At 51.0% G+C, this 17,999-nt stretch carries 15 protein-coding genes and 2 pseudogenes; 6 read left to right on the forward strand and 11 right to left on the reverse strand.

Annotated elements, in window-relative coordinates; genetic code table 11:
• Nucleotide 1: 1 nt before the first annotated feature.
• Nucleotides 2–229 (forward strand): annotated as a pseudogene (locus ACWHVV_RS12370) (ATP-binding domain-containing protein); the annotation flags it as partial.
• Here the strand turns inward: ACWHVV_RS12370 and ACWHVV_RS12375 are convergent.
• Nucleotides 219–785: a DUF1993 domain-containing protein gene (locus ACWHVV_RS12375; RefSeq protein WP_447926507.1), complete on the reverse strand. Its 567-nt coding sequence runs from the start codon at nt 783–785 to the stop codon at nt 219–221. The pseudogene ACWHVV_RS12370 and the gene ACWHVV_RS12375 sit on opposite strands and share 11 nt — an antisense overlap.
• A 201-nt stretch (nt 786–986) precedes the next feature.
• Between ACWHVV_RS12375 and ACWHVV_RS12380 the strand changes: the two genes are divergently transcribed.
• On the forward strand, nt 987–1,742 hold the full coding sequence (locus tag ACWHVV_RS12380; RefSeq protein ID WP_447926508.1) for a phosphatase PAP2 family protein: 756 nt from the start codon (nt 987–989) through the stop codon (nt 1,740–1,742).
• Nucleotides 1,743–1,922: 180 nt separating this feature from the next.
• Here ACWHVV_RS12380 and avs2 read toward each other — a convergent pair whose 3' ends face one another.
• The 7 genes from avs2 to ACWHVV_RS12415 all read right to left on the reverse strand — a co-directional run bounded on the left by avs2 (nt 1,923) and on the right by ACWHVV_RS12415 (nt 12,665).
• Nucleotides 1,923–6,407: an AVAST type 2 anti-phage system protein Avs2 gene (avs2, locus tag ACWHVV_RS12385; RefSeq protein ID WP_447926509.1), complete on the reverse strand. Its 4,485-nt coding sequence runs from the start codon at nt 6,405–6,407 to the stop codon at nt 1,923–1,925.
• A gap of 955 nt (nt 6,408–7,362) precedes the next feature.
• Complete coding sequence (locus ACWHVV_RS12390) at nt 7,363–8,058, reverse strand: haloacid dehalogenase type II (protein ID WP_447926510.1); 696 nt, start codon at nt 8,056–8,058, stop codon at nt 7,363–7,365.
• Between the two features lie 155 nt (nt 8,059–8,213).
• A complete protein-coding gene (locus ACWHVV_RS12395) occupies nt 8,214–9,830 on the reverse strand; it encodes an ABC-F family ATP-binding cassette domain-containing protein (RefSeq protein WP_447926511.1) in 1,617 nt (538 codons plus the stop codon).
• Nucleotides 9,831–10,019: 189 nt separating this feature from the next.
• Nucleotides 10,020–10,163, reverse strand: a complete 144-nt coding sequence (locus ACWHVV_RS12400; RefSeq protein ID WP_447926512.1) for a hypothetical protein — start codon at nt 10,161–10,163, stop codon at nt 10,020–10,022.
• A 127-nt stretch (nt 10,164–10,290) separates the two neighbouring features.
• Nucleotides 10,291–10,803: a GNAT family N-acetyltransferase gene (locus tag ACWHVV_RS12405; protein ID WP_447926513.1), complete on the reverse strand. Its 513-nt coding sequence runs from the start codon at nt 10,801–10,803 to the stop codon at nt 10,291–10,293.
• A 45-nt stretch (nt 10,804–10,848) separates the two neighbouring features.
• Nucleotides 10,849–11,451, reverse strand: a complete 603-nt coding sequence (locus tag ACWHVV_RS12410; protein ID WP_447926514.1) for a glutathione S-transferase family protein — start codon at nt 11,449–11,451, stop codon at nt 10,849–10,851.
• Nucleotides 11,448–12,665 carry a YbfB/YjiJ family MFS transporter gene (locus ACWHVV_RS12415; RefSeq protein ID WP_447926515.1) on the reverse strand — a complete coding sequence of 406 codons (1,218 nt, stop codon included), beginning with the start codon at nt 12,663–12,665 and terminating at the stop codon, nt 11,448–11,450. The genes ACWHVV_RS12410 and ACWHVV_RS12415 overlap by 4 nt, the downstream gene beginning before the upstream one ends.
• Before the next feature lie 147 nt (nt 12,666–12,812).
• On the opposite strand from ACWHVV_RS12415, the gene ACWHVV_RS12420 reads away from it, so the two are divergent.
• Nucleotides 12,813–13,742, forward strand: a complete 930-nt coding sequence (locus ACWHVV_RS12420) for a LysR family transcriptional regulator (protein WP_447926516.1) — start codon at nt 12,813–12,815, stop codon at nt 13,740–13,742.
• On the forward strand, nt 13,739–14,392 hold the full coding sequence (locus ACWHVV_RS12425; RefSeq protein WP_447926517.1) for a LysE family translocator: 654 nt from the start codon (nt 13,739–13,741) through the stop codon (nt 14,390–14,392). Before ACWHVV_RS12420 ends, ACWHVV_RS12425 begins: the two co-directional genes overlap by 4 nt.
• A gap of 174 nt (nt 14,393–14,566) precedes the next feature.
• Here the strand turns inward: ACWHVV_RS12425 and ACWHVV_RS12430 are convergent, their stop codons facing one another.
• The 3 genes from ACWHVV_RS12430 to ACWHVV_RS12440 form a co-directional block, all read right to left on the reverse strand.
• Nucleotides 14,567–15,244 carry a hypothetical protein gene (locus ACWHVV_RS12430; RefSeq protein ID WP_447926518.1) on the reverse strand — a complete coding sequence of 226 codons (678 nt, stop codon included), beginning with the start codon at nt 15,242–15,244 and terminating at the stop codon, nt 14,567–14,569.
• A 91-nt stretch (nt 15,245–15,335) separates the two neighbouring features.
• The gene (locus tag ACWHVV_RS12435; protein WP_447926519.1) at nt 15,336–15,602 is read right to left on the reverse strand and encodes a DUF2442 domain-containing protein; all 267 of its coding nucleotides are present in this window, start codon (nt 15,600–15,602) and stop codon (nt 15,336–15,338) included.
• Between the two features lie 68 nt (nt 15,603–15,670).
• Entirely contained in the window at nt 15,671–17,020 is a 1,350-nt protein-coding gene (locus ACWHVV_RS12440) for a carboxylesterase family protein (protein ID WP_447926520.1), read from the reverse strand.
• Nucleotides 17,021–17,396: 376 nt separating this feature from the next.
• Here ACWHVV_RS12440 and ACWHVV_RS12445 point away from each other — a divergent pair.
• Nucleotides 17,397–17,609 (forward strand): annotated as a pseudogene (locus tag ACWHVV_RS12445) (type II toxin-antitoxin system RelE/ParE family toxin); the annotation flags it as partial.
• A 10-nt stretch (nt 17,610–17,619) separates the two neighbouring features.
• Complete coding sequence (locus ACWHVV_RS12450) at nt 17,620–17,922, forward strand: helix-turn-helix domain-containing protein (protein WP_447926521.1); 303 nt, start codon at nt 17,620–17,622, stop codon at nt 17,920–17,922.
• Nucleotides 17,923–17,999: the final 77 nt, after the last annotated feature.

Genomic DNA, 17,999 nt, shown 5'->3' on the forward strand with positions numbered 1-17,999 from the left:
CGTCTTTCCGACCACGGTACACAAATCCCAGGGCGCGGAGTTCGTGCACACCGCCCTGCTGCTACCGACGACGATCAACCCGATTTTGACCCGGGAGCGGATGTACACCGGCATCACCCGCGCCCGGCAATGGCTGACCCTGGTGGAAGCCAAGCGCGGGGTGTTGAATGAGGCAGTGGTGCGGGAAGTGAGGCGGGTCAGTGGAACCGGGGCGTCGATCAGCCTTTAGGCAGCGTTTCCGGGCGAATATACGGGAACATATGCGCGACGTAGTCGGCTTTGCCCAGCTCGATCTTCTCGCTACGCAGGATGGAATAGGCGGTCATGGTGTGGAAGTAGAACTGCCCAAGCGTCCAGTCCCGCGCGTACTGCTCGGCGGTTAAATCGAGAGTCATGCCGTTGGGCAGCTCGTGTACCAGCGGCTTGTCCGCGCTGACATCCAGCGCATCGGATGCCAGGCCACCCAGTAAAACGAGGGTTTCATCGATGCGCTTTTGGGCATCTTCAAGCGTGCCGGGCTGCTCACCGGCGTTTCGGCCTTCGTCGAGCAGCTCCTTGATCGAGGCCGGTAGGTCTTTACCCTGCAGGCGGTGGGCCGCCTCTTGCGCCTGCACGCAGGCAAAGCGTACCTGCGTGGAAAGCGGAAACATATCCGGCGCGAGCCGTGCGGAAAGCAGCGCCTGTGCCTCGGCGTCCGGCAGTTGGCTTTGCGCCTTTTTCAGCCAGTTTGAGAGCGCGCCGAGCATTTGGGTGTAGGTGGGGACCAGCAGTTGCGTGAATGACATGGTTGTTATTCCTGTAGAAGGGGCAGCGGCAGAATAGCCACTATCACGACCCCATTTTATAAACCTACCTGCTGACGAATAACAGCGAACAGCCAGATAAACCGATTCGCTATTGCCGAACTCTTGAACGCCCGCTTTGGGCTACACTAGGCCCGCCTCAATCGGCGGGGCGCGGGACGGATCAAAGCAAAGGAGCTGCCAATGAAGTATCAAACGACAATAAGCCGTATCGGGCGTCAGGGCGTTTCCCTGCTATCTCGGCTCGGCCGCCACGAACTCGCCATGCTGGTGTGCCTGGCGGTCATTTCCGGCGGCATTTGGGGCTTCGTCGCGCTGGCCGGTGAAGTCATAGAGGGCGACACCCAGAGCTTCGACGAGCGCTTGCTGCTCGCCCTTCGCAACCCCGCCGACCTTAACGACCCGATCGGCCCCGGCTGGGTCGAGGAGATGGGCCGGGACTTTACCGCCCTCGGCGGCGTGGGCGTGCTGGTGCTCCTGACAATGGGCGCGCTTGGGTATCTGTTACTCGCCAAACATTATCGCGCGGCGCTTTTTGCCCTGGTAGCGGTACCCGGCGGCATTTTGCTCAGCACCCTGATGAAGCTGGGCTTCGACCGCCCCCGCCCGGATCTCGTACCGCACGAAGCCATGGTCTACACCGCGAGCTTTCCCAGCGGCCACTCCATGATGTCGGCCGTGACTTATCTGACGCTAGCTGCGCTGCTCATCCGCATACAGCCCGCGCTGCGCTTAAAAGCTTACTTGCTGATACTGGCGATATTGCTGACCCTGCTGGTGGGCATCAGCCGCGTCTACCTGGGCGTTCACTGGCCCACCGATGTGCTGGCCGGCTGGACCGCCGGGGCGAGTTGGGCCGCGCTCTGTTGGGGCGTGATGCACTGGATGGAACGGCGTGGGCAGATTGAGGCGGAAGAGAGTGAGTCGGGTAGCGATTAGCCTACTTCAAATTAATGCAAGGCAACACAATGCGTGTTGCTCTGCAGTTGGAAACATGAATATTTAGCGTGAGTATTCTGTTCAAGGATTCAGCTATCGGCCAAGAGCGGACGTTAAGTGAACCCTGATATAAAAGAAACCTTCCTCATAAACCACAATAGTTTTAACTGTGACTGTAAATTAAAGTTGTTTTTCTGAGTAGACTTTATGTATTCCTTGTAGTTGACTGTTATTAAAATAAAATGCTCCACTAAATTCTATACGACCATAGTGATGGTTTGAGCTAATTGAACCGCCGATAACACCTTTTTCACCTAAAAGCGTCCACACGATTTCTAATTTATTCTCATTCAACATTTTTAAGAACTCCTCTTTCTTAATAAGTAAATGTGTTCTAGAGTCATTCAAAGCCTCAGTAGCGAAACAAACGATATTTCCATCTTTATCCTCATAACTCCCCTCAGTCTTGCCGTTTTTTAGCTCCATCATGTCAAAGATTAAGTAGCTTGGCTTAAGAAAACTCAAAGTCTCTGTTTTTGATTTATCGAACTCTTCTTCCCATAAGTAATTAATTGAAGTGACACTAACATCAGCTATCTTAGCGCCAGACTCTTGATCTTTTACCGAATTCCAATCTGATCCACCATAATAGTCTGATTTGAAAAACTGGAATGCTTCAGACCAATAGAATTCTCTATTAAACAATTGGTATCGATCACTACCTTCAGGCATCCATCTTCCCATATAATGCTGATTTACTGCCCAACCTTTGAAATTTTCAAATTCTTCTGATTTGACTAAATACCCTCTGATATGACACCAAACTTCCTTTCGAGGGTGTCCCCAGTCTTCACTACCAATAATTTTGGGCTCTTTCCATGATGGATAACTTTCCAATATCAACCACTCAGTACCATTGTTGTCATTTACTTCAATCAAACCACATGGATTACTTATCGTAGTAGGATTGTTAACCCATTCATCATAAGTACAATCCCAATCAAATATTTCTTCACTAGCCCACCACATTTCTTGATAGCTTAGCTCTTTTGTTCCTGTTTCTTTGAGTAAAATAGTTGGATCTATGTCTCTTAAATATGGCTCCCAAGGCCCTTGATAAGGACTTTCTTTACGCTCTTGTCCATACCCTTCAAAACGAATAAAGTTATCAGAAAGCATGGCCATGTATTCATAGTAGGAAATCCATTGATATTTTTTTCCAATACGCTCTTGGAATGACTCTCTACGTCCTCGACCTGTACCAATTTGCCTATCAAACTCTCCATGCTTTTCGGGATTCCATCCAAGCTCTACTACACGATTAAAAATAAGGCGCTCAGCAATTCTCAGATCAAAGTGCTTATCAGTTTTGAGTAGTTTATTATTGTGATCTAGATAAGGATCAACCTCTCTTTCAAACTTAGTTAATAAGTCTTCCGACAATGATTTCTTAAAAGCAACCTTGCTAGCCAAAATTTCTTCCTCACTCTTTCGACCTATTGCACCACCCAAATTAATAGTAATTTCGCCAAACGATATTTTTTCGGCATTATTATCGTAAATAATAGGATCTGTAGAGTCATATAACTCTTTCTGCTCAACAGTTAATCTACTTAGAAAATTTTCATAAACATGCTCACGGTTAATTGGTGTTTCGCCAAATTTACAACCTGACCAATCTGAGTTATTGTGATTTGTTCCAATTGTATATCTGGAGAAATCTCCACCACCCATTATCGAACGCCAAAGCAAACAATACTCATCCTTGTCGTAAAGTAACTTCAACTCTTCTTTAGTTGGTATATTATCAGGCCATTTACTTTTATATGGAGGCTTAGTTTTTGATAGTTCAATACCTTCCGGCATCAATTTAAGATGTGATACATATTCGATAAGCTCTCTGGCGTAATCCCTTAATAGAATATTTGGATATACATACTCAGGTTTGAACACTTTGGCAAAAACCGTTTCAGCCAATTGATCTAAATCATCATAATTAATTGTTCGCAATGTACAGCCTAAAGCAACTGCAAACAATCTTTCCAAAACATACGGATCGTCTACCCCATCAAACTTATTTATTATGCGAATCAATACTGGAACTCTTGCTTCTAACAAATTAACCAAAGCTTTAGTTGAGCAATCCCTCAGCTCTCTATTACTTGAGGTTAAAAACCAGCATAGAGTAGTTGCCACTAACTCTATTGAATCATCAGATATATAGCTTTTATCGGTTCTACTCCAAGCCCAATCTATCAGTTGTCTAAATGTTGAGTCTTCGCTGTACTTATATTTTAGCTCAGTAGTCCAAAATGCATCTCGGTTAGGTAAAGTATGCTGCAATAGCCAATTATGTAAAAAATTAGCATTAAAGGGATGAGCTTCTAACCCTGAAATTGAGATCAAAACTTCCAAAAAATTACTATAGGTATTTTTAAATGTAAGTACCTGTTCGTTTATGAAAGGCATGAGCTTTTCGAAATCAATTGCGGCGACATCTCTCCAAACCAAGCTGTCGATAAAAGCTTCTACTAAATTATTGTTTTCTCTAAACTCAGGTAGTAATTCGTAAAGCTCCTTTCCATACCTTTCTGGTAATTGAATAGATAAAGCCTCAACAATTCCTTGGTTTGGATAAAAGTCATATTCATCATTGAAGTATCGTTTAAGACGACCTCCAGTTTCAAACTCCTTTTCAATGTTTTCAACACCATCGAGCAAGTATTTAACTGTTAAATGATCGTCAAATCTTTCAAAAGATATGTAAACAACTTCCTCAATAGAGTTGTTTTCATTGCGAACAATGCTTTTAGTCAGCAACCCCTCATCTATCATTGCACTAAGAAATGTTTTATCGATCACATAGTCTTCAACAACAGACTGGACAACTGCGTGAGCATCTTTAAGAGAAATGCTATTGCCATCATTGCCAAGCTTAACCTTAATTAACCTATTAAGAGAATCATTAACCAATGAAAAACCAGGGTCGAAGTTGTATTTTTTTGGAGAAGCTAATGCTTTGTTTACACCTTCCACAAAAAAACTTAGGATTTTTGTAATTCCATGAAAGCCTACTGGAACTTTATTTAGACCACTTTTCTTAATCCCTTCACACAACAGCTTTAGAAATAAGGGGTTTTTAAACTCTGGATTTAAATTAGGCGATGACGGTCTTTCTATATTATAATTGTCATAAAATAAGTTGACGGCTTCCATCTCCACGTTCTTAAAACCCAAGTGTTCATGGGTTTCAAAATTATTACGAGACACCTGCTCATTTGAGATGGTAAATCCTTTATACGTTGATCTGACTGACATTATTAATCCAAGCCACTCAAAACGCTTTATTTCATCAACAAAACTATTGATATTGTCTTCCCAAAACTTGTTACCATTTCCCTCATTGATCGCATCAATAAATATCAGAAATCTTTTCCCTGTTTTTTGACCAAATAAATTTAGTTTCTCAAGAAATTCAGTTGATGTAGTATTTATTTGTAGCCTTTTAAGAATCTGTACCCAAGGAGATTCATCAGAAGTAAGTTGCTGTCCTAATAAAAATAGGGATGGATATCCTGCTGCAATTCTTGATTCGACAACATCAGCTAGTAAGTGAGACTTACCAATTCCTGCTTCACCTTCAAGAAGCAGAAACGGATTGTTCGATGCCTTTGCCGTTATAGAATTAAGGAATGAACATAAAGTATCGCACTCATGATCAAACTCTCTTAAGCCCCTCAAAGTAGATGAGTGCTTATCGCTAAAGGTTGTTGCCTTACCATTCGTTTTTGACTCTTCTCTTAGTTTCCATAGAACCGATTCCGACTCGGAAATAGCATTTTGGCAATTGGAAATGTATTTGCAAAACTTGTCAATAGGTAGTTGACCCAAGTTAGAAAAATCAATTTCCAGGTACAACGTTGTGATATCAGTTAAAGATTTAGCGATCAAAGATAATTCTTCAGATATCTCATTACTATTTCGTAGCTTGTTTCCTTTAATTAGAAAAACATCGATATATTTGTAAAACAAATCAGAAAATTTTTGAGTTCTTCCAAGACCTTCAAATATTTTTGTGATTTCAAGCTTTACATTTAATTCAGGCGTGTAACGCCCCCCTAAATCAGCTATAGCTTGCCTATTTTTCCTATTCAACCAATCATCGCTCAAGTGAAAGGTTATTTTTTCATCTAATGATTGCAATAAGAGTTTAATCTGAATAATCTCATCACTTATATCGAATATCTTTTCTTTATAAGTTTCTTCAATGTAGAGCTTTTTTAACGTTTTGCAGCTATTTATTTTTAGCGACAACATTCCGTAAAAAATTTCAAGTTGCTCTTGGCTAGGAGGGATGACTTTTGGGTATTCTCCAAATTTTGTTAATAACTCTTCTTTATTCGGCAGCTCTTTAAATAGAATATATTCATTCAACGTCTCAAACAATGGCTTAGATTGATAAAATGGCACCTTGCCGTTCTCTATAGGGTATTTGTTTTCAAACTCAATTGCCGTCTCTTCAATTATTTGATAAAGCCTGTCCACATAACGTTTCTTCGGAAAAAATTTCTGTTTCAACCTACCATAGCCCTCTTGAGCTATAAATTGATCCACAAGCTTTGTTGCTACATAGGTTGATACCACTGTAATTGTTACGGGATCCATGCTTGATCTATCCTTACACTATAATCTTTTTACGAAGCCTTTAAATTACTCAGCTAGTCTCGATATTACTTTCTTGCGTTGTAGTACACTGGGTGGCTTTTCCATTATGGCAACAATGTCTTCACACGATGGTTCCTGATTGTTGAAGATCATGCGCTCGACCAGATCTTTTACGTTTTCTGAAATGAGGCTTTCTTCTTCGGCCATTTGCTGGTTGGCTTTTTGTGGCCTCTACATAACTCCTAGCGGGCCAGTCATAAAATCAAGCTGCCTCTAGCAACGAGGCCTCGGCAGGAAAGCATTGTAAATCAGCGTTCTAAACTTTCCTGTCTCCGGAGGCACTCACCAAAACCTCGGCTTTTCTGGTCGCTTTGCGCGGACTTCGACTGCGTTATAAGCTTAACCAAATGGGATTTTCTATTTTATTTTCAGTGCAATACCTACAGTTCAGAGGCACGGTACCCTCGGTTGTCTACATAATTCTCTTTCTACGCTTAACAGTGTTTGTTCGCCTGATCACGTCCCCAAATTGAAAAGCATTCAAAATTCTCAGACTCCGCGAACCACGCAAGACTCGATACCGGTAGAATGAACGTGCTTTCTTTTTTGCCAACTTGTCCGCTTTGGGTCGAAAGGCGACATTTTCTGAAGCGCTTTCGCTCTGATGCTTCAATACTACCAGTTAATTTAGGTTAGCCCTACCTAAGTAGCTCGACTTTTAGTCGATAGAAAATGCTTTACTATACGAGTGAGACTACGCTTCCAACCATTGTGGTTCATGCGGCACATCACTCAGATGAACCAGGGCTGTTATAGTTTGCGTGCTATTTGATTGCGACGAAACAACCGGTATGAACGCAGAAACCATCGCAGGTAACCAATCAACGCGAGCGCCGCCTGATCAAACAATATGATGGATAACGGCTGGGCGCAGGGAAAGGGGCATTTCTGATTTTCATTTCCCAAGACGCTCACTCAAAGCGACAAAGTCCTCCGCTACAATATCCCACTCCTCCTCGGCCTCCAAATCCTTGCTCTGCTGCGGCCCATACTCCGTAGGCCGGGGTACAAACGCCGTCTTCATCCCCAAGCCCTGCGCAGCCCGCAGGTCCGCATTATGCGCTGCGCACAGCATCACCTCTTCCGGCGGCAGGTTCAGCAGGCGGCACGCGCCCAAATAGACCTCTGCATCTGGTTTGTAGTGCTCGAACAGCTCGGCGCAGAAAATCATATCCCAGGGTAGTTTGGCGTGGCGCGCAACATCCACCATCAGCGATACATTACCGTTAGTCAGCGTGCCGATGATGTAGTGCTCTTTTAAAAGCTCAAGGCCGCGCGGTGCGTCCGGCCAGGAGGTTAGCCTATGCCAGAAGAGGTTAACGCGATCGATGGTTGGCTCGTCTAGCGCTACCCCGTGTTGGTCGAGCAGTTTGACCAGGCTTTCGCGGTGCAGGTCATCGAGCTTCGTCCAGGGGAGTTCGCCTTTGCGTACCCGGTCCATGGAAGGCGCGTATTGCTGGCGCCATTGATCGGTCAGCGCCTCGCGGGGTAGCTCTAAGCCCAGCTCTTTTTCCAGCGCCTCGAACTGGCGGATCATGCTGGAGCGCCAATCGACCACGGTGCCAAATACGTCGAACAGGATCGCTTTCATTACCGCCTCCGCTGAAGGGGAACGTCGTTATGAGTTCTGGCCGTTGCACGGCGCTCAGCATACGTTAGTTACTTTACCCAACGCCTGGAAAGAACAGTAGTACCTTTAAGTATTATGAGTGGCAGACGCTGGCAGTGAGGGGCATAGGGGAAAGATCATACCGGCGCCAGTTGCCAGCCTTGCTCCGTTGCTTGCAAGTAGTCCGTAAGCGTGAGGTTTTCGAGAAAGGCATCGTCGTGGGAGACCACCAGCAACGTGCCCTGGTAGCTGCGCAGCATGGTTTCTAATGCCTGGGTGGAAGGCAGGTCCAAGTGGTTATTAGGCTCATCCAGCATCAATAGCTGGGGCGGCGTATCAGCGTAGAGCAGGCACGCAAGCGCGGCTTTCAGGCGTTCGCCGCCGCTCAGCACGCCGCTGGGGGCGGTGATTTTCTGCGCGTCCAGGCCAAGCTGGGCCAGCAGCATGCGAAGTTCGCCGTCACTCGCTTTACGGTTAGCCGCCCGCAGCTGGTCGAATACGGTTTGGGTCGGATCCAAACGATCAAGGCGCTGGTCGAGATAGGCGTTTTGGGGCGTGACCTGGCAGGTGCCCAATAAAGGCGCCACCAGCCCCGCCATCACGCGCAGCAGCGTGGACTTACCACCGCCATTCGGCCCCACGATGCCGATTCTCTGCGGCCCTTGCAGCGTCAGGCTAATGTGACGTGTGGCCCCCGCAACGAAGGGTAGCGCTACCCTTTCCAACTCGGCCACTCGGCGATTCGTACCCCGTGGCAGTGCCACTTCATGTAGCGCGATGGGCACCTCTTTCTCGACCTGGCGGGCGGCTTCGCGTACGCGCTGATCGAGCTCTTCCCGGCTGGCGGTGTGCTGTTGGCGCAGTGCGCCCAGGGAGTGTTCACTGCGCGCTTTCTGGCCATCGAGCAATACCTTCGCCTGATTGGCGCCCTTGGCCTGGCGGCTATCCCGCGCCTGGCGTTTCTCCTGGCGCTCGCGCTGCTTGTGCATGGCCCGCTCATCGCGTTGGCGTGCAAGCTTGTGCTGGCAAAGCCGGGCCTGCGCCGCTTGCTGCTCGTGCGCCTTCGCCGCGCTGTAAAAGGTGTAGTTGCCGCCGTAGCTTTTTAGCCCCAATGGGGAGAGCTCCACGATCCGCTCCATGGCGTCCAGCAACTGGCGGTCGTGGCTGACCACGATCAGCCCTTTCGGCCAGCGCTTTAGTTGCTCGATGAGTGCCTGCCGGTTGGGTCGGTCAAGGTGGTTGCTCGGCTCGTCAAGGATCAGAAAGTCCGCTTCTGATAGCATGGCGCCGATCAGGGCAACCCGCATGGCTTCGCCACCGCTCAAGGTATCGGCAGGTGTGTGGGCTTCGAGATACCCCAAGCCACTGCGTTCAAGCTCAAAACGCAGCCGCTGGGGCATATCCCAACGCTCATCGACCGCCTCGAAATCCTCAAGCGCGGCGCTGCCCGCTTCGATTCGTGCCAGCGCATTAAGCGTTGTGTGTACCCCGGCAAGCGCCGCCACGGTCGCGTTTGCCGAGGGAACGGCAACCTGCTGGGCAAGGTAGTGCACGTTGGCAGGAAGCTGGCAGTGGCCGGTGGTCGGCGGTAAAAGCCCCGCCAGCATTTGCGCAAGGACCGTTTTGCCCACACCGTTGCGCCCCACCAAGCCGGTGGGCCGGCTATCGAACTGCTCATGAAGGTCGGTAAAAAGCGTTCTGCCATCCGGCAAAACGCAGGAGACACCGTTCAAGGTGATAGAAGTGTTCGTCATGTGGTATTCCCAAGATGCCAAGACCTCCCCCGCGTTTAGGGGCTGGTGGAGACTGGCCGTCATTGCAACGGCAGGCATCAATGGTTCATTGGACGAACACCTTTATGAGATATGGAACATCTTACGGGTTTGGGCACGTTAGCCAATGATGATGACGAGTGTCAAATACGGGCATTCGCGCGCAGCCGCTTAGCCCACCACGTTGATACTCGGCGCCTCACCGCCCACTTGACGGTAGTGCTCGGCGTTGACCATCTCGGCGAACTGATTGCCGTTTTTGACATGGCGAATGTGGATCTCGCTGTCCTTGGTATAGCGGTGAGCAAGGTGCACCGTATAGGAGCGAAGCGCTCAACTAACGGAGTTGGTGATAAATAACGCACTGTCCAAGTCGCGCTACTTCATCTAAAGGCAGCGTTCTTGTTTGCATAACGAGATACTTAGAAGATTACGCTGACGTTCATGACCTAATCACAAATGAGCGGCAGCGGGTGTTATTGATCTTCTTTACGCCTTCATCCTGCATGCCTATCTTCATGGCAACCTGAATCGACCCAAGGTTTGCCTGATCAATCTCGGCGACCACTTTGGAAAGCACCAGCGTTTCGCATGCATGTTTTAGCACAGGCCTGGCGGCCTCTGTTGCAAAGCCCTTTCCCCAAGCAGATCGACTGAACCGCCAGCCAATTTCGGTTTCAGGGCCGACTCCCTCATAAGGAATCAGAAGTATCCATCCAAGGAATTGGTTTGGGTGCTCGCGCAGGAATACGGACCAGTAGCCGAGACCTTCGCCGAAGTCGGTTTCTATCCGCTCTCTTACGAAGGTTTCATGACGTTCAGGATCACCCCAAGGACCTGACACGAACTTCGTAACCTCTGGGTCGCGGTCCATCGCCAGGCAAGCTGGAAGGTCTGCGAGTGTTCGAGGCTTGATCGTCAGGCGTTCAGTATCAAACACAGGTAAAGTCGTCATTAGAGGTCCACTTGAAGCGCTAGGCCGGGCTTCAAAGCCCAGCCGCTAGACAAAAGCAGTTTGCTGGAAACTCTCTCGCATCGTCACGCCTGCGTGCCACACTGCAAGCTGAGGGTGTTCCGCTTGCCACGCCACCTCCGGCAACCGGAAGGCGAGATATTCCAGCGCCACGGCGGTGGTGATGTCGCCAAGGTCGATGGTTGTCGTCAGTGGCTTACCGTCAAACTCGTGGCCTAATTGCTGCAATAGCCGTTGAATGGCCCGTCCCCGCCGCTCGCCCAAAACGCTGCTATCCATTTCGCTGCCGCCATGCTTTCGCGCGATCACGGTATTGAAAGCAGCCTCCATCAGGTTTTGGCCCAGCCCTGTTATATGAAGCACCTCGGCCCATTGGTCGGCAGGCAAGATCGGCGTTTTTGGGTAAGTGCGGTCCAGGTAAATGGCAATCAGTTGAGACTCGCTGAGTGTAGCACCCTCCTGCGTAAGCAGCGCCGGAACACGCCCGGCGGGGTTGACCGCCAGTAGTTCACGGTCGTCGGCCCAAGGGTCGCACCACTTAAGTGTTACGGCGTCGCTCAGCCCTTTTTCGATCAAAACGATGCGTACCAGGCGCGCGTAGGGTGACGTTGCGTTCAGGTAAAGCTTCATGGCTGTCTCTCTTGTTGAGCCGTCAGTTGGGTATGGCGCTGCTGTATGCTTCGGCTCAGCAGTATCAGTAGAAAGCCCTCGACCAATACGAAACCACCGATTGTAAACAGCAGGGTGTAGGAGCCCAGCGCATTGTAAAGCGCCGACATGGCGTAGCCCGCGATGGCTTGGGCGGCGGCAAAGGCGGCGGTGGCCTGCCCCCATATTTTCTTGTGGGCGGCAGGCCCGACCAGCTCGGCAAGACGGCCCGACGTTAACGCGACGATGCCAGGAATCATCGCCCCCACCATGAAGGAAGAGACCGACTGACTCACCAGCGCCAGCGAAAACACCGGTAACAGAACGGCGATCGCCTTCATCATGAACGCCGCTGTCAGGCCATGATGCCAACCCACTCTTTGTGCCAGGGCGCTCACCATGAACGGGCCACACACCGCGCCCAATCCAAAGATTCCCCACTGAAAAGAAGCGGCTCGATGCCCCAGCGCGTTCTCCCGGGCCAGGTAGTCCACCCAAAACAGCGTATGCGGCACGAACCCTACCGCGTCCATGGCATAAGCGCCGATGATCAAGAGCAAAACCGCTTTGGCCCCCACCTCACCCTTTCGGGAATTGTTTTTCTTACTGGCACTGAAAGGCAATACCAAGCGGGCGCTGGCTCGATCACTCAAAATCCCCGCCGTGATGCAAAGCAACCCCAGCGCGCTCCAGGTGCTTGCCAGGTTTAACGTAAGCAAGAAGGGCACGGCGAACGCCGATAGCAGCGCCCCGAGACCAATACCGGTAAACACCAGAGCCCCCACCCGTACTCGCCTTGTTAAAGGGGTAGCGGCAAGCGCCAGGGAGGGCCCAACGACCATTAGAACGGCCCCGGCTATCCCCGATACCAGTCGCCAGAAGAAGAACCAGCCGAAACATCCCTCCGCAGCGCAGAGCACAAAGCTCAAGGCAATACCTACAAAGCTTGCTCCCATTACCCAGCGCCCAGAGAAGCGTTCACTCAGTGGATGCGCTACGAGCGCGCCAATGAAGTAGCCCAGCAGATTGGCTGCCCCCAAGTAAGCACCCTGACTGGCAGTGAACCAGCCCTCTTCAATGACGGCTGGCAGTAGCGGCGTATAGGCAAACCGCGCGATACCGATTCCAACCAGGGTCGCCATAATGCCGGTCAACAGTGCGGGGATATCCTGAATTTCCGATGTTCGATTCGTCACGCCGTGGCCCTTTTATTGCTACCCAGGCAGGATTAAAGATTGCCGTTGAGCCAATAGCCTACGCGTGAGAGAGTGTTTTCTGAAAACGATTGGTTTTGATCGCTGCTATCTCATTTTGAGATAGCACTGGCATAGCACGGAGCATGAATGCAGCTTAAATCACTAAGGTTGTTCATGGCGGTCGCCGAAACCGGCAGCTTCGTGGCGGCGGCCAAGCGGCTGCATACGGTGCAGTCCAACGTGACCATGCATATGAAAAAGCTAGAGGAAGAGCTGGGCGTACAGCTGATGCACCGGGGGAGGCGCGTTCGCCCCACGAGCGCGGGGCTGGCGTTAGTGGAATATGCAGAACGCATGCTATCCGCCCATGATGAGGCGGTGTCGCTGTTCAAGGGGCAGGAAAAAGCCTCTGGTCGACTACGGATTGGCGCCATGGAGACTACGACGGCGCTGCGCCTGCCGCCGATACTGGCGACATACCACTCAGAGCAGCCCAATGTCGATATCCACCTTAAGACCGGGCCCACGGCGGAACTGGTCGAACTGCTACTGAACGGACAGGTTGATGGCGTATTCGTCGCTGGGCGACTTGAGCACGACCGCTACCACGTACTCAAGGCGTTCAGCGAACAGCTTGTGCTGGTGGGTGCCGCGCCCATGGCGTCAATGCCCTCTTCCCATGAACTGTTGACCTCCGCCTTTCTGGCGTTTCGCCAAGGCTGCAGCTATCGTCAGCGCATCGAACTATTGCTGTCGTCCCAAGGTATCAGCGCCGGTCGGATTTTCGAGTTCGGTTCACTGGATGCGATGCTTGGCTGCGTCGCTGCCGGTATGGGCTACACGGTACTACCCCGCGGCACCGTCGAGGCGCATCAGCACCGGTTTAAAATTCAGATGCTGGCACTGCCTGAGTCCATCGCTTGTATCGATACCTATTTCGTCGCCCCTGAACCCGAGACGTGGTCCACGGCGCTTGCAAGCTTTGTTGATACATTGAACGACGCGGTGGTGATCGAAAGTGATCATACTCGTCGGTTTGCTCAGCAAAAGTTCACCCACTTAGACACGATGCCATGATCCCGTTAAATGAGTATCTTTTATTCTTGTCGATTGTCACTCTCATCGTCGTCTCGCCGGGCGTCAACTTGTTCCTGTTGCTTCAAGCCACTCCTGTTCATGGCAGGTTGGCGGGCTTTTCGATAACACTGGGGTTTTGCGCCGCCATCATGACACACGCCACCTTGGCACTCATCGGCCTTGGGACCGTCATCCTGGCATCGGCTACCCTCTTCACCACGGTTAAAATCGCCGGAGCGGCTTATCTGATATGGCTTGGCGTGAAAGCTTTCAGCAACGTTTTCAAACGTACACCTGTGCAAGTGCCGTTACCCAAGGAAAGCGCCTTTACCCGATCTAGCAGGGCACAATTATTTGCCCGGGGGTACCTGACAAACCTCTTGAACCCCAAACCTGCCATTTTTTACGTTGCTGCATTTCCCCAGTTTTTGGATGTCACCAACACGAACGTGTATTGGCTGGCTGGCCTGGGCATGGGGATTAGCCATGCGAGCATTGCGCTCATTTTTTACAGCCTTGTGGTGGTTTCACTCGATAAGGTCGCTTCATGGCTACGTCGACCAACCGTCTGGACATCGGTCCAAGCCGTATCGGGAGTGGCATTTTTCCTGCTAGGTGGGCGTATTCTACTGACGCGCCCTTCTGTTTAAATCGAGAATGATAGGCGAGAGCCCCCCGGCTCTCTACCGGCTCAGCCCGCTACGTTGTATGCCTACCTCTATTTTAATTAGACAAATCTACATTAATTTACCCGAATACAATAGATGCGTCCTGTAGCAGACACGATGCACCTGGCGTTGAACTAGCCGCTCACTTGGCAGGTGTTACTTTTTTTGTGAGACGTTGCTTACTTCCTTGATGAGCCACTTTTTATCGTTTTTGGAAGACCATCTACAGCCCTTGACCATCACGAAGCCGGCGGCGAGTAGCATGAAGGAATAAAGCGACAAAAGCGTGGCACTCTCCGGCTTCACCAGCAGGCCGAACAATCCTTTCAAGAAAAGCAGCGCCAGGCCCCCAAACCAAACGGACATGAACACTTGAGTAAATCGGTCGATTCGAAACTCACCAACGAGGAGCGACTTGCCATCCAGGTCGATAAATTCAGCGACCATAACCGGCTTGAACGGGTTTCCTGTTAAGGGTACGTGCCTGTTTAATTTTACTTTATTTTCAAATACTTCCCCGGTAATTCTTTCAGACCCCATTATAGATGACGATTTGAAGGAAACCTCTTCTTGGAGCCTACGCAACGCCAGGGAAGAAGGTATCTCAAACGCTATTTCAAACGGTTCTTTACTATAAAGAAAACCGAACACCGCCCCCCCTATGGTTTCAACGCTCACGGTATTCTTCCAAATTTTTCTCATACGAGCAGTATAAAAGAATAAGCAAGCACGCTGGGCCGCCTGCCACCACTCCACTATCTTCGGCTCGGCTTGGCCTCTGGAAGGCTGCCGCCCCACCCACGTGAAAACCGCCCATAGCTTACCGAGCAGCATGACCTCAAGCACGTGTTTGACAATATCCGCGTACTGTCAGCTGGCGGGCTCGCCCAGTAGTAGCGGCAGGTCGATGGTTTAGATAGCGGTGTTAGCCATGCGAAATGGTCGATGTTTTAACCTGCTGGTTATGCAAACTCTTAAGAAGTTCCGGCGCTAAATCGGCCCCGTTTGGCCAAACAATCGTTTCAAGTTCAGGGTCCAACGTGAGTTCTCGGAAAAATGCCATATCCTTTAGCGGCTCAAATACAGGGCCGCTCAAGACGCCATCAAGGTCCACTTGACCGGATGTCCCATCATCAAAGGCAACCCATATCTTGTAACCCGTTACGTACTCCACAGATTGGATACGCAGCATGATTCACTCCAGCGGTGCAATGTTGTTGGATAATCATCACTTCAAGTCTATACGGCAACAGAACAGCGTTATTGGACCTGCCACCACTCTACTATCCCCGGCTCGACTCTGCCTTTGGCTGACAGCCGCCCATCCCGCGCGAAATCCGCCCATAGCTTGCGCAGGCGCTGGCCGTGTTCGAGTAGTGTGGTTTCATCTACGTGTATGACGATATCCGCGTACTGCCAGCTAGCAGGCTCACCCAGCAGTAGCGGTAGGTCGATCGTATGGGCGGCGCCAAACGGCGTGCGGCCCTTGTTCCAATCAAGCCGGTAGATAAAAGCATGCCCGCCGGCTTGAGCGTGGCGGCGGGCAAACCGGAGCGCGTCGCGCTGGTATACCTTGCGCGTGGTGGCCGACACCATCGCCCGGCCGATGGCCTCCCCTACCAGCGGCGTGTGGCGCAGCCGCGTTAACCCCGGCGACATGACCAGAAACAGCGCGGTTTCCTCGGCGGTGGTGCCAATGAACACGTCGAATTTTTCCGCCGCGCGGCGCCAGGCCTGGTCGATGTCGGTTTCAGCAGGCAGCGGGTAGTGGCCGTACTGGGTGCCAAAGGGCATGGCCGCTTTCATGCCAAAGCCGCGGGCGGCCTCGGCTACTTTCGTTTGCACGCGCAGCACTTCGTCCAGCGGCGCGTCACTTTTAAGCTCGGCGGCCTTCTTGCCCATTTTGGCGGTCATCTTTGCGCGGCCCCGGCTAATGCCTAAAGGCGCGCTCTGGATAATCGCGCGCTGAAAAAGCCCCTCGACGCCCTCGGCAATCATCAGGTGCGCCGCCGCGTCGCCCCCGGCGGAGTGACCGAACAGCGTGACGTCACCAGGGTCGCCACCCATGGCGGCAATGTTGGTATTCACCCAGCGCAGCGCCGAGATCATGTCCAGAAGCCCCAAGTTGGCGGGCCGCCCCGCGTAGCCGCCCAGAAATCCTAAAAGGCCCAGCCGGTAGGTGATCGACACCACGATGACATCCTGCTCGAGGGCCAGCGGGCGCACGTCGAACACTGCCAGATCGCCTGCGCCGAATACGTAAGAGCCGCCGTGAATCCAGACCATCACCGGGCGCGGGGCTTTTGAGGGGTTTTCCGGCACGGTGACCGACAGGTGCAGCGCGCCTTCGCTTGCGTGAAACTCGTCGGCGGCCACACCAAGCGCTTCGTTGAGCTCAGGAATCGTGTTTTGCGGTGCGGCTGGGGCCCACCGGGTGGCATGAATCGGTGCGGTGGCAGGCGGCTCATCGGTGGGTGGGCAGAAGCGCTCGGTACGGGCGTAGGCAATGCCCGTGGCGCGAATGACGCCGCGATCATACCAGCCAATGATCTCCCCGGCCGGGGCTTTAAAACGGGGCGCGTCCTGCGCGGTCGATTCGGCGTAATCCATGGGGGTCTCTTGGCTTTAAAAAACAAGGGCAGCATAGCATTGCCACGACACCCAAGTGGATAAACCGCCCAAGTGCTCGGTTGAGCACTTGGGCGATCCGCTGAATACAACAGTGGTGGCGGCTTGAAACGTACTTAAGCCTGGGTTTGAAACGGTAATGGGTAAGGAGCTTGCTTACTGCTTAAATACTTGCCAATAGGTTATTGCCTATATAGCATATAACCTATTAACTTCCGAGGTACTCATGTGGTCAATAGAACAGACAGACACCTTTGAAGCGTGGTTTTTCTCGCTTGAAGAAGCTGACCGGGAGAATGTCCTGGCCTCTCTTCTTCTGTTACGCGAACGGGGTCCTATGCTCTAGCGACCTCATGCTGACACGGTGAACGGCTCGCAGTTTTCCAATATGAAAGAACTGCGCATACAGAGCGGTGGCCGCCCTATCAGAGCATTCTTTGCGTTCGACCCAAAGCGTACTGGCATCATTTTATGTGCTGGTGATAAAGGCGGAAACGACAAGCGCTTTTACGATGAAATGATTCCAGTCGCCGACAAAGAGTATGCGGCGCATCTGGAAACTTTAAAGTGAGGTAGTCCCCATGGCGCGCAAACTTGAAGACTTGCTGGCAAAAGAAAAACCAGAGATCGTTGCCGCTGCTGAGGCGAAGGCGAGCGATATGCTATTTGAAATCAGGCTGGCTGAAATTCGTCTGCTGGCAGAAAAGACACAAACTGAAATCGCCGATGCAATGGGTGTCCGACAGCCAACCGTTGCAGGGCTTGAAAAGGTTGGCCAGGATATGCGTCTTAGCTCTCTTAAGCGCTATGTCGAAGCATTGGGCGGCCGCGCCCGAGTGGATATCGAGCTACCCGATGGCAGTCATCATGAGTTCCCTATATAATTAATTTTTATGCAGTTTCTTTAGCCAAACCACTTTTTGACTAACTGATGGTTTGGCCTTCACCCTCCCTGCCCATT

Source organism: Vreelandella sp. EE27, from assembly GCF_968206495.1.

Excerpts from the sequence above, each read along its gene's own strand:
- ACWHVV_RS12375 (WP_447926507.1), bottom strand. The coding sequence starts at position 785 with ATGTCATTCACGCAACTGCTGGTCCCCACCTACACCCAAATGCTCGGC.
- ACWHVV_RS12380 (WP_447926508.1), top strand. The coding sequence starts at position 987 with ATGAAGTATCAAACGACAATAAGCCGTATCGGGCGTCAGGGCGTTTCC.
- avs2 (WP_447926509.1), bottom strand. The coding sequence starts at position 6,407 with ATGGATCCCGTAACAATTACAGTGGTATCAACCTATGTAGCAACAAAG.
- ACWHVV_RS12390 (WP_447926510.1), bottom strand. The coding sequence starts at position 8,058 with ATGAAAGCGATCCTGTTCGACGTATTTGGCACCGTGGTCGATTGGCGC.
- ACWHVV_RS12395 (WP_447926511.1), bottom strand. The coding sequence starts at position 9,830 with ATGACGAACACTTCTATCACCTTGAACGGTGTCTCCTGCGTTTTGCCG.
- ACWHVV_RS12405 (WP_447926513.1), bottom strand. The coding sequence starts at position 10,803 with ATGACGACTTTACCTGTGTTTGATACTGAACGCCTGACGATCAAGCCT.
- ACWHVV_RS12410 (WP_447926514.1), bottom strand. The coding sequence starts at position 11,451 with ATGAAGCTTTACCTGAACGCAACGTCACCCTACGCGCGCCTGGTACGC.
- ACWHVV_RS12420 (WP_447926516.1), top strand. The coding sequence starts at position 12,813 with ATGCAGCTTAAATCACTAAGGTTGTTCATGGCGGTCGCCGAAACCGGC.
- ACWHVV_RS12425 (WP_447926517.1), top strand. The coding sequence starts at position 13,739 with ATGATCCCGTTAAATGAGTATCTTTTATTCTTGTCGATTGTCACTCTC.
- ACWHVV_RS12430 (WP_447926518.1), bottom strand. The coding sequence starts at position 15,244 with ATGCTGCTCGGTAAGCTATGGGCGGTTTTCACGTGGGTGGGGCGGCAG.
- ACWHVV_RS12435 (WP_447926519.1), bottom strand. The coding sequence starts at position 15,602 with ATGCTGCGTATCCAATCTGTGGAGTACGTAACGGGTTACAAGATATGG.
- ACWHVV_RS12440 (WP_447926520.1), bottom strand. The coding sequence starts at position 17,020 with ATGGATTACGCCGAATCGACCGCGCAGGACGCGCCCCGTTTTAAAGCC.
- ACWHVV_RS12450 (WP_447926521.1), top strand. The coding sequence starts at position 17,620 with ATGGCGCGCAAACTTGAAGACTTGCTGGCAAAAGAAAAACCAGAGATC.